The sequence below is a fragment of the Paraburkholderia nodosa DSM 21604 genome, from assembly GCF_000519185.1.
GTDB classification, from domain to species: domain Bacteria; phylum Pseudomonadota; class Gammaproteobacteria; order Burkholderiales; family Burkholderiaceae; genus Paraburkholderia; species Paraburkholderia nodosa.
Map to the genome: position 1 here is coordinate 98,348 of NZ_JAFA01000026.1, position 17,862 is coordinate 116,209.

Sequence of the window (17,862 nt, forward strand, 5' to 3'; positions counted from 1 at the left end):
ATGGAAGTTGCATTGGCCCCATGCAGCCCGATCACCGAACCGAATGAAGAAGCACGAATAAGCGAGCGCAAAAAAGCAGCGAACGGAAAAACGCACATGACGCCAACAGTCTTCAACGAGATGTTCGAGTACGGGGAGTTCGACGTTCGGGGCCTGACCGCCACGGCGTTCGCGCAGGCCGGCGAGCCGCGCACCCACTACCGCGAATTCTTCGCCTGGATGCGCAGCCAGAGCGAGCAGCAGATGCTCAAGAAGCGCACCGAAGCCGATGCCATCTTCCGGCGCGTGGGCATCACCTTCGCCGTGTATGGCGAAAAGGACGTATCGGGTGCGGGCACCGAGCGTACGATTCCGTTCGACGTGATCCCGCGCATCTTCCAGCGCCAGGAGTGGAACACGCTCGAGCGAGGCCTGCGCCAGCGCGTGAACGCGCTCAACCGCTTCATCCACGACATTTATCACGAGCAGGAGATCGTCAGGCGCGGCATCGTCCCCGCCGACCAGATCCTGCGCAACGCGCAGTACCGCCCCGAGATGCAAGGCGTGAACGTCGCGCACGACATCTATGCGCATATCGCGGGCATCGATATCGTGCGCGCCGGCGAGGGCGAGTTCTACGTGCTCGAGGACAACCTGCGCGTGCCTTCCGGCGTCTCGTACATGCTGGAAAACCGCAAGATGATGATGCGGCTCTTTCCCGATCTGTTCGTGCGCAATCGCGTGGCGCCCGTTGCGCACTACCCCGACCTGCTGCTCGACACGCTGCGCGCCGCCGCGCCGTCCGGCGCCGACAACCCGGCGGTCGTGCTGCTCACGCCGGGCATGTACAACCCGGCCTACTTCGAGCACGCGTTCCTCGCGCAGCAAATGGGCATCGAGCTCGTGGAAGGCCAGGACCTGTTTGTCGAGAACGATCACCTCTATATGCGCACCACGCAGGGCCCGCAGCGCGTGGACGTGATTTACCGGCGCGTGGACGACGACTTTCTCGATCCGCTAGTTTTCCGCTCCGACTCGACGCTCGGCGCGGCGGGCCTCATGAACGTCTACCGCAAGGGCAACGTGACGCTGTGCAACGCGGTGGGCACGGGTGTGGCCGACGACAAGTCGATCTACCCCTACGTGCCCGACATGGTGCGCTTTTATCTGGGCGAGGAACCGCTGCTCAAGAACGTGCCCACGTGGATGTGCCGCAAGGCCGACGACCTGCGCTACGTGCTCGACCATCTGCCGGAGCTGGTCGTGAAGGAAACGCACGGCGCGGGCGGCTACGGCATGCTGATCGGTCCCGCTGCCACGCGCGCCGAGATCGAGGCGTTTCGCGCGGCGCTCGTTGCGAACCCGGACAAGTACATCGCGCAGCCCACGCTCTCCCTTTCCACCTGCCCGACGTGGGTCGAAACGGGCGTCGCGCCGCGCCACATCGATCTGCGTCCGTTCGTGCTCTCGGGCAAGGAAGTGCGCATGGTGCCGGGCGGGCTCACGCGCGTCGCGCTGCGCGAGGGCTCGCTCGTGGTCAATTCCTCGCAGGGCGGCGGCACGAAGGACACCTGGGTGCTGGAGCGCTGAGCCGGCGCAGCAACGAATTCGCGCGGCGCGTGGGCGTTCACGACCGCGAACACGAAGCCGAGATCACGCGATGAACGAAGCGCAACTTGTCGATGACGGGCGAAGCCAGCGCGAACGGATAGCCGTCGGGCATGCCGAGGCTGCGGTTCAGGCTGTTCAGCGCATAGGTGAGCGGAAACCAGCGCGCCATCAGGCTGTCGAAGCTCGCCTCGTCCACCGGCGTCTGGTCGACCAGCGTGGGCTCGTCGGGGCTGTCGGGCATGAGCGCGAGGCCGCAGGCCGTGGCCGTATCGAGCGTATCGACGATATGCAGGTAATGCGCCCACGTCTCGGCCCAGTCCTCCCACGGATGCACGGACGCATACGCGCTCACGTGGCGCTCGGCCCAGTCGGGCGCGGGGCCGTCGGCGTAATGGGCGGCGAGCGCGGCGGCATAGTCGGCGCGCTCGTCGCCGAAGCGGCGGCGAAACGGTTCGAGCCAACGCCCCGTTGGCTCTTGCGCGATGAGACGGTCGAAATAGTAGTGGCCGACCTCGTGGCGGAAATGCCCCAGCAAGGTGCGATACGGCTCGTGCAGCGATACGCGCGTGCGCTCGCGATGCGCGTCGTCGGCCTCGGCGATGTTCATCGTGATGAGGCCATGATCGTGGCCCGTCATGATGCGCTGGCCGTCGCCCGTCTCTTCGAGAAACTCGAATTGCAGGCCATGCTCCGGGTCTTCGGCGCGCGTGACGAGCGGCAGGCCGAGCGCCCCCAGCGTGTAGAGCAGGCGCCGTTTGGCGGTCTCGAGGCGATACCAGTAAAGACGGTTCTCGGGCCGCGAGAGATCGGGAATCGTGTGCGTGAACTGGCAGGCGCGGCACAGCGTGTCCTCGCAATCGGCCGGGATCATGCCGTTGCAGACATTTTCGATTGCGTAGTTGTGGCACTGGCGAAAGAGCGTGCCTTTTGCTTGCGCATTCAGACTGCGCCAGCGGCCCTCGCCCGCCTCCTCGAACGCGTGCATCTCTCCTGTCAGCGGCACGTAGCCGAGGCGCGCCTCGCACCGCTCGCAGCGCTCGTTCTCGAAAAACACCAGCTGATTGCAGTGATCGCAGTGAAAAGTCTTCATTGCCGCATTCCTGTGATGGCCGCGCGCTCCGCTGCGCCTCGCGCAGCACGCCGCGTGCCTCGCACGCACGTGGCCGCCGCTGTCACATTCTGCACTCGCGCCATGCGCATCATAAGCGGGCTGCGCCGTGCGCCTTTTCCGCCGTTCCATCCACGTCGATCGAGGAGTCGGGTGTGTCCATCCGTGTCGCGTTAAACCATGTCACGCAGTATCGCTATGACCGGCTCGTGCGCCTCGCGCCTCACGTGGTGCGCCTGCGCCCCGCGCCGCACTGCCGCACGCCCATCCTCTCGTACTCGATGCGCGTGGAGCCCGCCGGTCATTTCGTCAACTGGCAGCAGGACCCGTTCGCCAACTACCAGGCGCGGCTCGCGTTTCCCGAGCCGACGTGCGAATTCCGCGTCACGATCGACCTGGTCGCGGAAATGGCGGTCTACAACCCGTTCGACTTCTTTCTCGAACCGGGCGCCGAGCGCTTTCCGTTCGCGTACGCGCCCGAGCTGGCCGCGGAGCTTGCGCCGTATCTGGCGCACAGCGAGCCGACGCCGCGCTTCGCCGCGTTCGTCGAAACGATCGACCGCACGCCGCGCGTGACGATCGACTTCCTCGTCGATCTGAACCAGCGCCTGCAACGCGAGATCGGCTACCTGATCCGCATGGAGCCGGGCGTGCAGACGCCCGAGGAAACGCTGGAGAAAGGCTCCGGCTCGTGCCGCGACACGGGCTGGCTGCTCGTGCAGACGCTGCGTCAGCTCGGGCTCGCGGCGCGCTTCGTGTCGGGCTATCTGCTGCAGCTCACGCCCGACGTCAAGGCGATCGACGGCCCGCGCGGCGCCGAGGCCGACTTCACCGACCTGCACGCCTGGTGCGAGGTCTATCTGCCGGGCGCGGGCTGGATCGGGCTCGATCCGACCTCGGGCCTGCTCGCGGGCGAAGGCCATATTCCGGTGGCGTGCACCCCGGAGCCCGGCAGCGCCGCGCCGATCTCGGGCGCGCTCGAAGAATGCGAAGTCGAGTTCGCGCATTCGATGTCGATCTCGCGCGTGCTCGAAACCCCGCGCGTGACGAAGCCTTACACCGAAGCCCAATGGGCCGACATGCAGGCCATGAGTGTCCAGGTGGACGCCGCGCTCGCCGGCCAGGACGTGCGCCTCACGATGGGCGGCGAGCCGACCTTCGTGGCGGCGGGCGACCGCGACGCGCCCGAATGGAACACCGACGCGCTCGGCCCGACCAAGCGCCGCTACGCCATCGCGCTGATGGACAAGCTGCGTGCGCACTATGGCGCGCTGGGCTTTCTGCATATCGGCCAGGGCAAGTGGTATCCGGGCGAGCAGTTGCCGCGCTGGGCGCTTTCGCTCTTTTGGCGTGCGGACGGCGAGCCCTGCTGGCGCGATCCCGCGCGCTTCGCCGACGAGCGCTCGCTCACGCACCACACGGCCCAGGACGCACAGCGCTTCATCGAACACGTCGCTGCGAAGCTCGCGGTCGATCCACAACACGTGCAGCCGGGCTACGAGGACACCTGGTATTACCTGTGGCGCGAGCGCCGCCTGCCCGTGAACGTCGATCCGTTCGACTCGCGCCTCGACGACGAGCTGGAACGCATGCGGCTGCGCCGCGTGTTCGACTCGGGCCTCGATACCGTGACCGGCTATGTGCTGCCGCTCGCGTGCGAGCGCGACGAGCCGACCGCGGCCCAGCCCGCCATGCAGGGCCCGCGCTGGGTGAGCGGCCCATGGTTCTTCCGCGACGACCGCATGTACCTCATTCCCGGCGACTCGCCGATGGGCTACCGTCTGCCGCTCGATTCGCTGCCGTGGGTCGCGGCGGCCGACTACCCGTGGCAGCACTCGCGCGATCCGTTCGCCGCGCCGGCGCCGCTGCGCAGCGCGGCCGAGCTGCGCATGCAGTACGAGGCGGGCTTCGATGCTGCCGCGCCATCGCGGCACGAGGAAAACGCGGGAAGCGCGGGAAACGCGAATGGACCTGAAACAAACCGCTACCCCGAGCGCGGCGAATCCGCCGCCTGGACCCACCGCACCGCACTGTGCGTCGAAGTACGCGACCCCGCGCGCGCCGCCGGGCCGAAAGCCGAAGCCGCCTCCTTTGGCCGCTCGCAAGGCCAGCTTCATGTATTCATGCCGCCGCTCGCCGAACTCGACGACTACCTCGACTTGCTGGCCGCCGTCGAAGCCACCGCCGCCGACCTGGCGCTGCCCGTCGTGATCGAAGGCTATCCGCCGCCGCGCGACCCGCGCCTGAAAATGCTCCAGCTCACGCCCGACCCCGGCGTGATCGAGGTGAACATCCACCCGTCGTCGACCTGGGACGAACTGGTCGAGCGCACCGAATTCCTCTATCACGCCGCGCACGAAACCCTGCTCTCCACCGAGAAGTTCATGCTCGACGGCCGCCACACCGGCACCGGCGGCGGTAATCACCTCGTGCTCGGCGGCGCCACGCCCGCCGACAGCCCGTTCCTGCGCCGCCCCGACCTGCTCGCGAGCCTCGTGGCCTACTGGCACAACCATCCGTCGTTGTCGTACCTGTTTTCGGGCCTCTTCATCGGGCCGACGAGCCAGGCGCCGCGCGTGGACGAAGCGCGTAACGATCAGGTCTACGAACTGGAAGTCGCGTTCGCCGAGATCCAGCGTCAGGTCGATTTGCTGCGTGGTTTCGGGAGCCCCTTCGACGACCGCCCGCGCGTGCCGCCCTGGCTCATCGACCGCACGCTGCGCAACATCCTCATCGACGTGACCGGCAACACGCATCGCGCCGAGTTCTGCATCGACAAGCTCTATTCGCCCGACGGCCCGACCGGCCGCCTGGGCCTGCTCGAGCTGCGCGGCTTCGAAATGCCGCCGCACGCGCGCATGAGCCTCGCGCAGCAACTGCTGCTGCGCGCGCTCGTCGCGCGCTTCTGGAAAACGCCGTACACGCAGCGTCTCACGCGCTGGGGCACCGAGCTGCACGACCGCTTCATGCTCTCGACCTTCGTGCAGATGGATTTCGACGACGTGCTCGCCGAAACGTCCGCGGCGGAATTCGCGCTCGACCCCGCCTGGTTCGCGCCGCACTTCGAATTCCGCTTCCCGCTGGTCGGCGAGCTGCAGACGAGCGGCATCGCGCTCTCGGTGCGCCATGCCCTCGAACCGTGGCACGTGATGGGCGAAGAAGGCGGGGCCGGCACGACGGTGCGCTATGTCGATTCGTCGGTGGAGCGGCTCGAAGTACGCGTGCTCGGCATCAACGAAAGCCGCCACGTCGTGACCGTGAACGGCCGCGCGCTGCCGCTTCAACCCACCGGGCGCGTGAGCGAGAGCGTGGCGGGTGTGCGCTTTCGCGCGTGGCAACAGTCGACGTCGCTGCATCCCACCATCGGCGTGCACGCGCCGCTCACGATCGATATCGTCGACACCTGGAGCGCGCGCGCGATCGGCGGATGCCAGTATCATGTTGCGCATCCGGGCGGCCGCCATTATCAGACGTTTCCGGTCAATGCCTACGAGGCCGAGAGCCGGCGACGCGCGCGTTTCTTCACGACCGGCCACACGCCGGGGCCCGTGGAAGTGGCGCCGCCCGAGCGCAGCCTCGAATTTCCGTTCACACTGGATCTACGCCGCGGCTGATTGCGGCCGATAACCCGTCAAGCGCCCTAACCGAAGGCGCGCCTCGCGAACGAGGCGCGCTGCCACGACCCACGATCTTGCCGACTCAATCCACCCTGCCGTTCGATTCCTCCGCCAGCGACGACCAGGCGGGCGCGCCGCTGCGCACGCTGCCGGTGCGCGCCGGACACTGGGACGAACTGCAAACGGCGGAAGGCGAGCTGCGCGAGCCGTGGCGGCAGTTTTTCGGGCTGCTCGGCAAGCCGGGCGTGGCGGGATTCGACGGCGCGGCCGCGTCGGTCGCGCGCCAGGTGCGAGAGAACGACATCACCTATAACGTCTACGCGGACCCGGGCGGACCGCGGCCGTGGGCGCTCGACGTGCTGCCGTTCATCATCGACGAGGCCGAATGGGCGCAGATCGAGCGCGGCGCCGCGCAGCGCGCGCGCCTGCTCAACGAGATCGTCGCCGATATCTACGGGCCGCAAACGCTGCTTGCGCGCGGCCTGCTGCCGAGCGCGCTGGTGTTCGGCCACCCGGGCTACCTGCGCGCCGTGAAAGGCTTCGTGCCGCCCGGCCGCCAGTATCTGCAGATCGTCGCGCTCGACCTTGCGCGCTCGCCCGAAGGACAATGGACCGTCGTCTCGCACCGCACGGAAGCGCCCTCGGGACTCGGCTATCTGCTGGAAAACCGGCTCATCGTCTCGAGCCTCTTCGCCGAGCCGTTTCGCACCATGCGGGTGCACCGTCTCGCGCCGTCCTATTCGCAGCTTGTCGCCACGCTCGCCGCGGCTGCACGCGCGATCATGAGCGCCGACGAGCGCAGCGTGAGCGGCGCGTCTGCGCATATCGTGCTGCTCACGCCGGGGCCCTTCAGCGAGACTTACTTCGAGCATGTGTTCCTCGCGCGCTACCTCGGCCTCACGCTCGTCGAGGGCAAGGACCTCACGGTGCGCGACGACATGCTGTACCTGAAAACGCTGGACGGGCTGGAGCGCGTGCACGCCGTGCTGCGCCGCCTCGACGATACCTTCTGCGACCCGGTCGAGCTTCGCGCCGACTCGACCATCGGCGTGCCGGGCCTGCTGCAGGTCATGCGCGCGGGCAACGTGATGGTCTCGAACGTGCCCGGCGCGGGCTTCGTCGAATCGCCCGCGCTGCACGGCTTCATGCCCGGCATCGCGCAGGCGCTGCTCGGCGAAGAGCTTGCGCTGCCGGGCGTCGCAACCTGGTGGTGCGGCGAAGACGCGGCCTGGCGCGATGCGCTCGCGCAGGTGCCCGAGGCGCTGCTCGTGCCGACGTGGCCGGGCGCGGCGAACGCGCCGTCCGCGCCGCCCGGACTCGCCGCCGGCGAGCAATCGCTCGCCGACTGGCGCGAGCGCATCGAGCAGTTGCCCGACGCCTTCACGGTCCAGCAGCCGCTGTGCTACAGCTATACGCCGCGCTACGAGACCGGTGCGGGCATGCTCGGCGCGCGGCCTGCCGTGCTGCGCGTCTACGCGATTGCCGATCAGGAATGCGGCTGGCGTGTGCTGCCTGGCGGCTTCACGCGCCTGGCAGCCGAACATCAGGAATCCGTATCGATGCAGATGGGCGGCAGCAGCGTGGATACCTGGGTGCTGTCGAGCCAGCCCGGTTCGACCTTCACGCTCCTGCCGAGCCCGATCAAGCCCGCTGAGCTGCGCCGCGAACGCCGCCGCGTGCCGAGCCGCGCGGCGGAGAACCTGTTCTGGGCGGGGCGTTATGGCGAGCGCGCCGAAAACGGCGTGCGCCTGTGCCGGCTGATTCTCGGCTCGCTCGAAGGCAGCGACGCCGAAGAGCTGTTCGGCACCTTCATCGAACTGGCCGCCGCCAACGGGCTCGTGCCCGCCACGGTCAGCGAAGCCCGGCGCAGCCTCGACGACTTCGAGCGCGCGCTCGCGGCCAATCTGCACGAAAATGCCGGCGCAACGGGCATCGGCCGCACGCTCGCGAGCCAGGCGTATGCGTGCGGCGAGATTCGCGGCCGGCTTTCGAACGACCATTGGCGCACCGTGCTCGCCTCGCGCAACGACTTCCGTGACGCGCTTCAGGCGCTTTCGCTCGTGCCTGCGGCCGCGCGATCGGGAGCGGCGATCGAATTCAGGCGTCCCACGCCGTACGACCGCATGGCGCTGATGGGCGCGCTCGATACGCTCGCAACGCAGTTGAGCGCTATCAGCGGCTGCCAGGGCGACCGCATGACCCGCGACGAAGCCTGGCGCCTGCTGTTTGCCGGACGCCATATCGAACGCGTAGCCGCATTGGCCACCATGCTCCGAATCGCCGCGCACGAACGCACGCTCGCCACGCCCGCGGGCTTCGACGTGCTGCTGCAACTGTTCGACAGCACGCTCACGTATCGCTCGCTGTATCCGGGGCGCCTCGAAGTGCCTGCCCTGCTCGACGTGATCGTGACCGACCCGACCAATCCGCGCGGCCTCTACGGCGTCTATGCGCGGCTGCGCGCGCGGCTCGACGAAATCGCCCAGGCGGCGCGCGGCCCGAAGCGCGAGCCGTTCGCCTCGCAGCTCGCGGCCGTCGAGGCGCTGCCCACGCTGGAGGCGCTCTGCGAGCCCGGCGACGACGGCCGCTACCCTGCGCTCACCGCACTGTGTGACAGTCTCGCCGAGCGGATGGCCGCGATGTCGAACGAGATCAGCGCGCGCTGGTTCAGCCACGCCGTGCCGCTCGCCGCGCAGGTCTGGTCATGAACGGCACGCGCCTCGCGGTCACGCACCGCACGACCTACCGCTATTCGACGCTCGTCGAAACCGCGCAGCATCTCGCGACCATCCGCCCGCTCGACCTGCCCTGGCAGCGCGTGCTCGCGCACCGCGAGCGTATCGAACCCGCGCCGTCGTATCAGACGAGCCGCCGCGACGCCTTCGGCAACGAGGTGCTCTACTTCTCGTTCGACGCGCCGCATGACTACCTGCAAATGACGAGCGAAACGAGCGTGCTGCTCTCGCCGCGCTACGCGACGCTCGATGCAGACGGCACGCCGGCCTGGGAAGACGTCGCACAAACGCTGCGTTACACGGCGGGCGGCGCCTTCCATGCGGAGTCGGAGTTCTGCTTCGCCTCGCCGAATATCGCCTTGCTGCCGGAATTGCGCGCTTACGCGCTGGAGAGTTTCGCGCCCGGCGCGCCGGTTCTGGCCGGCGCGATCGACCTGATGCATCGCATCCACGCCGATTTCGCCTACCGCCCCTCGGCGACGTCGTTCGACACACCCGCCGTGCGCGCATTCGAATTGCGCCATGGCGTGTGTCAGGATTTCGCCCAGGTAATGATCGGCTGCCTGCGCTCGATCGGGCTCGCCGCGCGCTACGTAAGCGGCTATCTGCGCAACGACCCGCCCGAAGGCGCTCAACCGATGATCGGCGCGGACGCCTCGCATGCATGGGTGTCGCTGTACGTGCCTGCGGCGCCGTCTGCCCCCTCTGCCGGCTGGATCGATCTCGATCCGACCAACGACGTGCTCGCCGACCAGGGTCACGTGACGCTCGCCATCGGCCGAGATTACACCGACGTGTCGCTCCTGCGTGGCGTCATTCTTGGCGGGGGCGCGCATCAGGTGGATGTGGCGGTCAAGGTGAGCGCGGAATGACAGCCGCGACAGCCACGCTCAGACCCAGCGTCGAAGCGGCGCCGCGTAAGGCGCCAACGGGCTGATGCCCCACCCTGTATGAACCTGGCTGGCTAGTGATAGCAGCGAGTCGACGTGCCCAGCCACGCTGGCGTCGTACAGCACGGCTTGCCCGTTCTCGTTGGCGTTTTCTCGCACAGGCTGACCGTTCACGACAAACCGGCTGGCGATTGCGCGCCTGATCGTCTCGCGCAGCGATCGCACATCGCCCCGCTCGAACACGTGTTTCGCATGCGTGGCAATCACGTCGCAGCACCCCATCGTCGACGGCATGATCACCGGCGTGCCGCACATGACCGATTCGATACCCACCAGCCCGAAAGGCTCATAGGCGGAAGCCAGGATCGTGAAGTCCGCCGCGCGATAACAGTCTTCGATTTCGCGCTGAAAGCCGATGTAACGCACATGCGGCGAGAGACTGGCCACCGGGCGGCCCGCTACCGCGACGACGACGGGTTCATTCAGGTCTCGCACGGCGGCTTCAATGAGCGGGAGTCCCTTGCGCACATGGCTGCTCGAAGGAAAGAGCAACACACACTCGTCGTCCTGGAAGCCGAGCCGCTTGCGCAGCGAGGCGCGAGCAGCCGCATCGACGGGCGTGAAGCGCGCCGTATCGACCGGGGGACGCAGAATGCGCACCCTGGCTTCATCGATCCCGTACAGCTCGATCAGTTCGTCATGCATCAACGGAGAATGCGCGAGGATGATCGCCGCATTGGCATACAGGCGTTCTTCCAGCGCAATCTGCCAACGGTCGGTGAGCTTGAGTCTACGGCTCGTTGCGCGGAGAAACCCGCGATGGGTGCCGCCACAAACCGCGATATCCGAACTGTCGACCCGGTTGCAACCGATCATGACGTCCACGTCTGCGACACGCTTCGCGCGGCGCAGCCGCCAGGAGAACCAGGCGTCGCGCAGCTTGCCCGGCAGAAACGACACGTTGATGCGATGCGGCTCGACCATCGCATACTCTGGCAGCGCGTGGTCGAGCTTCCGCGCAAAATAAGCGGGTCGAAAGCCGCGTTCGGCAATGCCGCGCGCGAGGTCTCTCGCGTAGCGCTCCATGCCGCCGCTATGCTTCATGACGTTGCAGGAAACACCGAGTTTCATGGGGATCCGCTCCTCTAAAATTGGCCGATCCAGTCCTTCGCACAGGGCCGCGCTGTATGGCTTGCGCTCATGAGCGCGCCTGCAGCGCCTGAAAGTGCGCCATCACACGGCTTACGCTGAGCAGCTTCGTCCATAGCAGCTCCTTGAGATTGCCGAACGGGATGACGTTGGGCGGCAATACGACCTGGCCGGGTCCCCAGCACGGGCGCCACGTACGTGCGAGGCCGCGCCGCATGAAAAGCGTGAGCGTGGGCACGCCGATCGAGGAAGCGAGGTGGCCCAGACCCGAGTCGTTGCCGATGAACCACGCCGATTCGGCGATCCACGTCGCCACGTCTTCGAGTCGCGGCAGCGAGTGAACCTCGTGGCCTTGCACGGTGCTTTGCCGCCAGGCGGCGAACTCGCCGGGCGCAACGAGAAAGCTCGGATGGAACTGAGCGCGCCTGAGTTCATGGGCGAGCGCGAGAAACTTCTCGCGGCTCCACATTTTTTCCCGGTGGCTGCCGGTCGGATGGATCACGACACGATCCGCGAAACGGCAACGCTGCACGCCAGGCGGCACAACGAGGCCGTTCGAATGCGTCACATCGCGTAACCCGAACACACTCGCGGCAATCTCGACGATGCGGTCGACCATGTGCTTCCCGCCGCCAAATTCGGGCAGTTCAGCCAGACGAAACGTCTTGCCGGTGCGGCTCAGCATCGGCCCAAACTCGGTCGGACGCAGTTCGATCACCGTGTCGAAGGCGCCCGCATACGCCGCCTGGTACCCGACCGTCATATGGGGAAACCAGGCCGCGAGCTGCTCGGCTACCCAGCCAAACACGATGGGACGGTAGCCATTTCGAATCAGATTGTTGACGAGCACGAGCCCGATGAGGCTGTCGCCGATTGGCGGCGGCAACGCCACCGCAACGCTGCCCTGGATCTGTAATTTCATTTTTATGCGAAGATGTATACGTTAGTAACACTAAATTTTGATTCGGCATACGTAGCGAACCCCACCATGCGTTTATCGCAACGGAAGCTTCAGGTATTCGACGCCACGCGCTCCCGCAATGTCAGAAAGGCCCGGTGCACGCGTCTCACCGAGATGCTTTCGCGCCACCACTTCTCCTTGAGTCCCGCGGTCGGCACCCACCACGGCGGCAGCACGATCTCGCCGCGCTGAAATCCCGGGCGCCAGCGTTGCGCGACGCGTCGCCGCCGAAACACGGTCAGCGTCGGAATGCCGAGCGCCGATGCAAGATGCCCCAAGCCCGAATCGTTGCCGATGAACCAACCCGATTCGTAGAGCCACGCTGCCAGATCGGCCGTATCCTGAAACGAGCACAATGGCGGCGCTACGCTGGCAAGCGGCAACCAGTGCTTGCGCTCGCTGTCGGCAACCACGAACTCAGGCGCAAAGCCTTCCCCGCCCAAACGCTGGGACAAGCCAATGAAGCGCCGCGCCAGCCAGCGCTTGTCGGCCGTGCTGGCCTCCGGATGCACCGCCACGCGTTGGGCGTAACGGCGGTGCTGAAACTCCAGCGGCGCGCGAATACCGTTCGATATCTCGACGGTTTTCAATTCGAAATGAACCGCCGCGAACGCCGCAAAGCGCTGCGCCATGCACCGGCCGTCATCGGCGTATTCGATATCGTGCAGGTCGACGGAGCCCGGATGCCATGCACGTAGATGCTTGAACGGCCGGTCCCGGTGCATCTGCACCACGACGCCGAAGCTCCCTAGCCGAGCGCGTGCTTCCTCCTCGTTGAGCGCCGGGTTCATCGACAGGTGCGGGAACCAGCCCGCAAGCGACCACGCGTGAACTCCGAATATTTCCACTTGCCAGCCCGCTCGCACGAGGTTGTGCGCGATGACCAGCAGATTCAGCGAATCCCCTAGCGCCGACGACATCACGAACGCTGCGTTGCGTGCTTTCGCGTGCGCAACGGAGGAACCCGTTGCAAGCGTGTCGTGCTGTGCGTGACTCACACGGGCGGGTTGTGGCATCGGTTACGTGTCCAGGCGGGTTTCGGCTATGGACACGCATGGTGCCACTGTGGCGCGGTTTGCGGGTTACGTGATCTTTCTGCGGATTTCTTCCGCGCCACGCCAGCGCGCCCGAACGTTACGGGAACCATTACGCGTTAAGAAATAGCAATGTTTCCGGAGTTCGAGAATGCGACGCCACCTGCTACGCTGGTCTCGCCTGACATTGCGCGGGAAGCCTCGACCGCAGATGAAGGGTGCTTTACCTTCAACCCTTTGCATACCCGGCGAACCGCCGGGTTTTTTTATCCACGTGCAGCGGCCAGGTCCAGATCGGGAAGCGCGTCGTCGGGGCAAAAAACATAACCGTCCCGGTAACGCGTTTGAATATATTGGCGGCCGCAAGGCGACAGGCCGAGCAACTTGCGCAGACGAAAGACGACAACGTCGACGCTGCGCGCGTGAAGCGACGAGTTGCGATCGATCATGCTCACGATGCGCTCACGTGAAAGCGGCCGCAGGCGGTTCGCCGCGAACACCGCGAGCACGGCGAGCACCAGCGGAGGCGCGGGAACCTTGAGGCCGTCCCGGAACAGTTGATTGTCGATGGCGTCGAGTTCGAAGCCGTCGAAGACGTACTTCGTCTCCCTGCGCGGCGACGCGGGATAGTCGATCCTGCAGCGCAATGCGTGGTGCAGGCGCGCGAGCAGTTCGCGCGGATCGAACGGATCGACCATATAGTCGTTGGCGCCGAATTCGAAGGCGAGCACCTTGTCGGCCACGTCGGCGGACTGGCTCACGACGATGGCGGGCGTCAGCCACCCTCGCTCACGCAGCGTGCGCAGCGCTGCAATGCCGTCGATCTTGAGCGCATCGTGCCGCAGGATGATGAGCGAAGGCGTTTCTCGCGCGAGACGCTGCTCCAGCCGCTCGACGCCATACAGCACCGACACCGCGATCTGCTGACGCTGCAAATAAGTACGCAGGTCGTCCCGATACGCCTGATCGGGTTCGACAAGCAGCACGTGAATGTCCATCGATCTGTCCCTTCCTCTGTGATGCACGTCTTTCCATCCGGATCCGGCGCACGAACGCATGGATGCGCTTCGATCTGCAGCGGATCATACGGAACAACGGTGCAGGAAAAAGAAGGGAAATCTGGAGAAAATGTGGATTCGGACGGGCCACGTACACCTTACGGTACGCTTCGGGCAAAAATAGTGCCGAATAATTTCGCACTCGCCTTTATTGCTCCCTGCTGAACCCGTCATGAAAGTCAGCGTCACTTCCAAACTCTTCCTCGCGATTCTTTCGGCTTGCGTGCTCGCCGCCGTGGCCATGGGCGTCGCGATCCGGACGAGTTTCGAATTCGGCTTCGTGGATTTTCTGCAGGAGCAAAGTGCGAGCGAACTGTCGGCGCTCCAGCAGGAACTCGAAGCTTCGTACGCCCAGCACGGCAATTGGAATTTCGCTCGCGAGCCCGCGAAAGACCGGCCGCCGTTCGATGGCGGGCCGCCGCCTGGTGCGCCGCCCGGCGATGCGCGCCCGCCCGATGCGCCGGACGGCTTCCACGGCGACGACGGCAACGGTGGCCCCTTCGCCCGCGGCCTTGCCGGGCGCCCGCGGCCGTTTCGCCCGCCTTACACGCTTTACGATGCGAACATGAAGCTCGTCACGAGCGCGGGGCCGCCCCCGCCGCCCGACGCCGTGCGCCATCCGCTGCGCGTCAAGGGTCAAACGGTCGGCTGGATCGCGGTGGCGGGACCCACCTCGCTCATCAATCAGGCGGAGCAGCGCTTCAAGAATCGCCAGCTGCAGGCGACGTGGATCATCGTGGGTTTCACCGCGTTGCTCTCCGCCGCCATGTCGATCATCCTCGCGCGCACGTTGCTCACACCGATCAAGCGGATCGTCACGGCCACGCATCGCCTCGCGGGCGGCGACTACGCCACGCGCGTGCCGGCCAAAGGCAGCGACGAATTGCAGATGCTCGCGAGCGATTTCAACCGCCTCGCGGCGTCGCTCGAAAAAGCCGAAAGCGACCGGCGCGACTTTATCGCCGATATTTCGCATGAGCTGCGCACGCCCCTCTCGGTGCTGCGCGGCGAACTCGAGGCGATCGAGGACGGCGTGCGCCGGCCCGACGCGGCGACCATCGCTTCTCTGCAGTCCGAAGTAGCGATGCTCAGCCAGTTGATCGATGATCTTTACGAGCTATCGCTGGCGGACATCGGCCAGCTTTCGTTCGAAAAAGTGCCGCTCGATCTCGTGCCCATCGTCGAAGCGGCATGCGACGTATTTCGCGAGCGCCTCGCCGCCAAGGACATCACGCTGGAATTCGATCCCGACGACGCACATGCAACGCTCTCGGGCGATCCTTATCGCCTCACGCAGGTCTGGAAAAACCTGCTGGAAAACGCGCTGCGCTACACCAACGCCGGTGGCCGCGTGAGGCTCTCGGTCACGTCGAACGACAACGACATCTATGTCGACGTTCAAGACTCGTTTCCGCCGGTTCCCGCGCCGCTGCTGCCCCATCTGTTCGACCGGTTCTTCCGCGTCGATCCATCGCGCAGCCGTCAAAGCGGCGGCGCAGGTCTCGGGCTCGCATTGTGCAAGCACATCGTGGAGCAGCACGGCGGCACCATCGAGGCATCGCGCTCCCCGCTTGGCGGGCTGCGGATCCTGGTCCAACTTCCTCGCCTACACACGCATCATGATTGATCCGATCACGCGGCCGTCCATACTCATCGTCGAAGACGAGCCGAAGCTCGCGGCCCTGCTCGCCGACTACCTCGCGAAGGAGGATTTCGCCACGACGATCCTGGCCGACGGCCGCGAGGTCGTGCCCTACGTGCGCGAACATCAACCGTCGATGGTGCTGCTCGACCTGATGTTGCCCGGACGCAGCGGCCTCGACGTGTGCCGCGAACTCCGCACGTTCTCCGCGATACCCGTGATGATCATCACGGCGCGCGTGGACGAAATCGACCGTTTGCTCGGGCTCGAACTGGGTGCCGACGACTACGTGTGCAAACCGTTCAGTCCACGTGAAGTCGTGGCGCGCGTCAAGGCGATCCTGCGCCGGGCCGAACTGCTTGCGCGCGCGCACCAGGAAGCGGAAGGCACCGTGGTTTCGCCGTTTTCAATCGAAGTTGCGCAACACGCCGCGCGCCTGGACGGTCGGGATCTGCACCTCACACCCATCGAATTTCGTTTGCTCGCGCTGCTGCATTCGGGCCCGGGCCGCATTTACGCGCGCGACTTCCTTCTGCGCGCGCTATACGACGATCACCGTGTCGTGGCCGACCGCACGATCGACTCGCACGTCAAGAACCTGCGGCGCAAGATCCAGTCGATCCGGCCCGAGCAGGACATGATTCGCTCGATCTACGGTGTGGGTTATCGCCTGGAGATCGCGCCTGCCGGCGAATGAATTTGACAGGCTGTACACCGACAAATTCGTATCGAACGAAAAGCGTCGCTAGATAGGCTAAATGTATTGGCGCGCCGGACGCGCGATGCAGTCTAATGGCCTTCCCGCGTTCCCCTCTATACGCATGGAGGCATCGATGAACCAGCACGCCGCAGAAGAACTCGTAAAGGCGATTGCAGCCGAGACCCATGCTCCTATGGAGACCGTTTCCAGGATGTACGAAGAAACCTGGGCGGCATTCAGCGACGGCGCGCGCATCATGGATTACCTGAGCGTGCTGGTCGCGCGGCGCGTGCGCGAAAATCTTCGGAGTTTGCGCAGCGACGCGCACTAGGCTGACCAGGCCTCGAACGCTCAGCGTGGCTGGAGACAGGCGCGCAATGCATGCGCGCCTGCATTCCATTGCAGGTTAGGGGGCGATCGGCTTGCCGCTCGCGTCCTTGACCTTCTCCTTCCACTGCGACTTGATTTCGCTGACCACCGACTCCGGCAGCGAGATGTAGTCGAGGCTATCGGCGGCGGACGAGCCGTTCTTGAAGGCCCAGTCGAAGAACTTGAGCGTTTCCTTGCCCTGGTCCGGCTTGTCCTGTGCCGTGTGCAGCAGCACGAAGGTCGCGCCGACCACCGGCCATGCGTCCTTGCCCGGCTCGTTCGTGAGGATCTGGTAGAACGACTTCTTCCAGTCCGCGCCNGCGGCCGCNGCCTTGAACGTTTCGGTGNNCGGCTGAACCACNGCGCCCGNNTCGTTCTTCATNGCNGNGTAGACCATNTGNTTNTGCTTGGCGTACGCCCACTCGACGTAGCCGATCGCGCCCGGCAGACGCTGCACGAAGGCGGCCACGCCGTCGTTGCCCTTGCCGCCCGTGCCCGTCGGCCAGCTCACGGTCGTGCCTTCGCCGACCTTGCTCTTCCACTCGGGGTTGACCTTCGAGAGGTAGTTCGTCCAGATGAAGCTGGTGCCCGAGCCGTCGGCGCGGCGGACCACGGCGATGTCGAGATCAGGCAGCTTGACCTTCGGGTTCAGCGCGACGATGGCCGGATCGTTCCACTTCTTGATCTTGCCGAGGTAGATGTCGCCGAGCACCGGGCCCGACAGGGTGATCTCGCCCGGCTTCACGCCCGGCACGTTGATCGCCGGCACGACGCCGCCGACCACCGTCGGAAACTGGAACAGGCCTTCCTTGGCCAGATCCTCGTCCTTCAGCGGAGCGTCCGAGCCCGCGAAGTCCACCGTCTTGGCTTGAATCTGCTTGATGCCGCCCGACGAGCCAATGCCCTGGTAGTTGACCTTGCCGCCGCCCGACTTTTGATAGGCATCCGCCCATTTCGTATAGATCGGTGCTGCGAAGGTGCTACCCGCGCCGGTGATGTCAGCAGCCTG

At 65.9% G+C, this 17,862-nt stretch carries 13 protein-coding genes; 7 read left to right on the forward strand and 6 right to left on the reverse strand.

Features of this window, described 5'->3' with window-relative positions; genetic code table 11:
- Window positions 1–120: 120 nt before the first annotated feature.
- Window positions 121–1,569, forward strand: a complete 1,449-nt coding sequence (locus tag A3CW_RS0130440; RefSeq protein ID WP_245623781.1) for a circularly permuted type 2 ATP-grasp protein — start codon at window positions 121–123, stop codon at window positions 1,567–1,569.
- 37 nt (window positions 1,570–1,606) lie between these two features.
- On the opposite strand, the gene A3CW_RS0130445 is transcribed toward A3CW_RS0130440, so the two are convergent.
- The gene (locus A3CW_RS0130445) at window positions 1,607–2,680 is read right to left on the reverse strand and encodes a zinc-binding metallopeptidase family protein (protein ID WP_028206934.1); all 1,074 of its coding nucleotides are present in this window, start codon (window positions 2,678–2,680) and stop codon (window positions 1,607–1,609) included.
- 173 nt (window positions 2,681–2,853) lie between these two features.
- Between A3CW_RS0130445 and A3CW_RS0130450 the strand changes: the two genes are divergently transcribed.
- From A3CW_RS0130450 to A3CW_RS0130460, 3 genes are all read left to right on the forward strand, one after another.
- Window positions 2,854–6,312, forward strand: coding sequence for a transglutaminase family protein (locus A3CW_RS0130450; RefSeq protein ID WP_028206935.1), 3,459 nt, complete (start codon window positions 2,854–2,856; stop codon window positions 6,310–6,312).
- Window positions 6,313–6,389: 77 nt separating this feature from the next.
- Window positions 6,390–9,023, forward strand: coding sequence for a circularly permuted type 2 ATP-grasp protein (locus A3CW_RS0130455; protein WP_028206936.1), 2,634 nt, complete (start codon window positions 6,390–6,392; stop codon window positions 9,021–9,023).
- Window positions 9,020–9,922 carry a transglutaminase family protein gene (locus A3CW_RS0130460; protein WP_035514421.1) on the forward strand — a complete coding sequence of 301 codons (903 nt, stop codon included), beginning with the start codon at window positions 9,020–9,022 and terminating at the stop codon, window positions 9,920–9,922. The genes A3CW_RS0130455 and A3CW_RS0130460 overlap by 4 nt, the downstream gene beginning before the upstream one ends.
- Window positions 9,923–9,940: 18 nt before the next feature.
- Here the strand turns inward: A3CW_RS0130460 and A3CW_RS0130465 are convergent, their stop codons facing one another.
- The 4 genes from A3CW_RS0130465 to A3CW_RS0130480 form a co-directional block, all read right to left on the reverse strand.
- Window positions 9,941–11,071: a glycosyltransferase family 4 protein gene (locus tag A3CW_RS0130465; RefSeq protein WP_028206938.1), complete on the reverse strand. Its 1,131-nt coding sequence runs from the start codon at window positions 11,069–11,071 to the stop codon at window positions 9,941–9,943.
- 67 nt (window positions 11,072–11,138) lie between these two features.
- The gene (locus A3CW_RS0130470) at window positions 11,139–12,011 is read right to left on the reverse strand and encodes a glycosyltransferase family 9 protein (RefSeq protein WP_028206939.1); all 873 of its coding nucleotides are present in this window, start codon (window positions 12,009–12,011) and stop codon (window positions 11,139–11,141) included.
- 89 nt (window positions 12,012–12,100) lie between these two features.
- Window positions 12,101–12,841 carry a glycosyltransferase family 9 protein gene (locus A3CW_RS0130475; protein WP_245623779.1) on the reverse strand — a complete coding sequence of 247 codons (741 nt, stop codon included), beginning with the start codon at window positions 12,839–12,841 and terminating at the stop codon, window positions 12,101–12,103.
- A gap of 509 nt (window positions 12,842–13,350) precedes the next feature.
- A complete protein-coding gene (locus tag A3CW_RS0130480) occupies window positions 13,351–14,082 on the reverse strand; it encodes a response regulator (protein WP_028206941.1) in 732 nt (243 codons plus the stop codon).
- A gap of 232 nt (window positions 14,083–14,314) precedes the next feature.
- On the opposite strand from A3CW_RS0130480, the gene A3CW_RS0130485 reads away from it, so the two are divergent.
- The 3 genes from A3CW_RS0130485 (at window position 14,315) to A3CW_RS0130495 (ending at window position 16,815) form a co-directional block, all read left to right on the forward strand.
- Window positions 14,315–15,769, forward strand: coding sequence for an ATP-binding protein (locus A3CW_RS0130485; protein WP_028206942.1), 1,455 nt, complete (start codon window positions 14,315–14,317; stop codon window positions 15,767–15,769).
- The gene (locus A3CW_RS0130490; RefSeq protein WP_028206943.1) at window positions 15,762–16,481 is read left to right on the forward strand and encodes a response regulator; all 720 of its coding nucleotides are present in this window, start codon (window positions 15,762–15,764) and stop codon (window positions 16,479–16,481) included. The genes A3CW_RS0130485 and A3CW_RS0130490 overlap by 8 nt, the downstream gene beginning before the upstream one ends.
- Window positions 16,482–16,617: 136 nt before the next feature.
- Window positions 16,618–16,815, forward strand: a complete 198-nt coding sequence (locus tag A3CW_RS0130495) for a DUF3562 domain-containing protein (RefSeq protein WP_028206944.1) — start codon at window positions 16,618–16,620, stop codon at window positions 16,813–16,815.
- Between the two features lie 75 nt (window positions 16,816–16,890).
- Here the strand turns inward: A3CW_RS0130495 and pstS are convergent.
- Window positions 16,891–17,862: phosphate ABC transporter substrate-binding protein PstS (pstS, locus tag A3CW_RS0130500; protein ID WP_028206945.1), on the reverse strand; the 972-nt coding region annotated here is incomplete at its 5' end.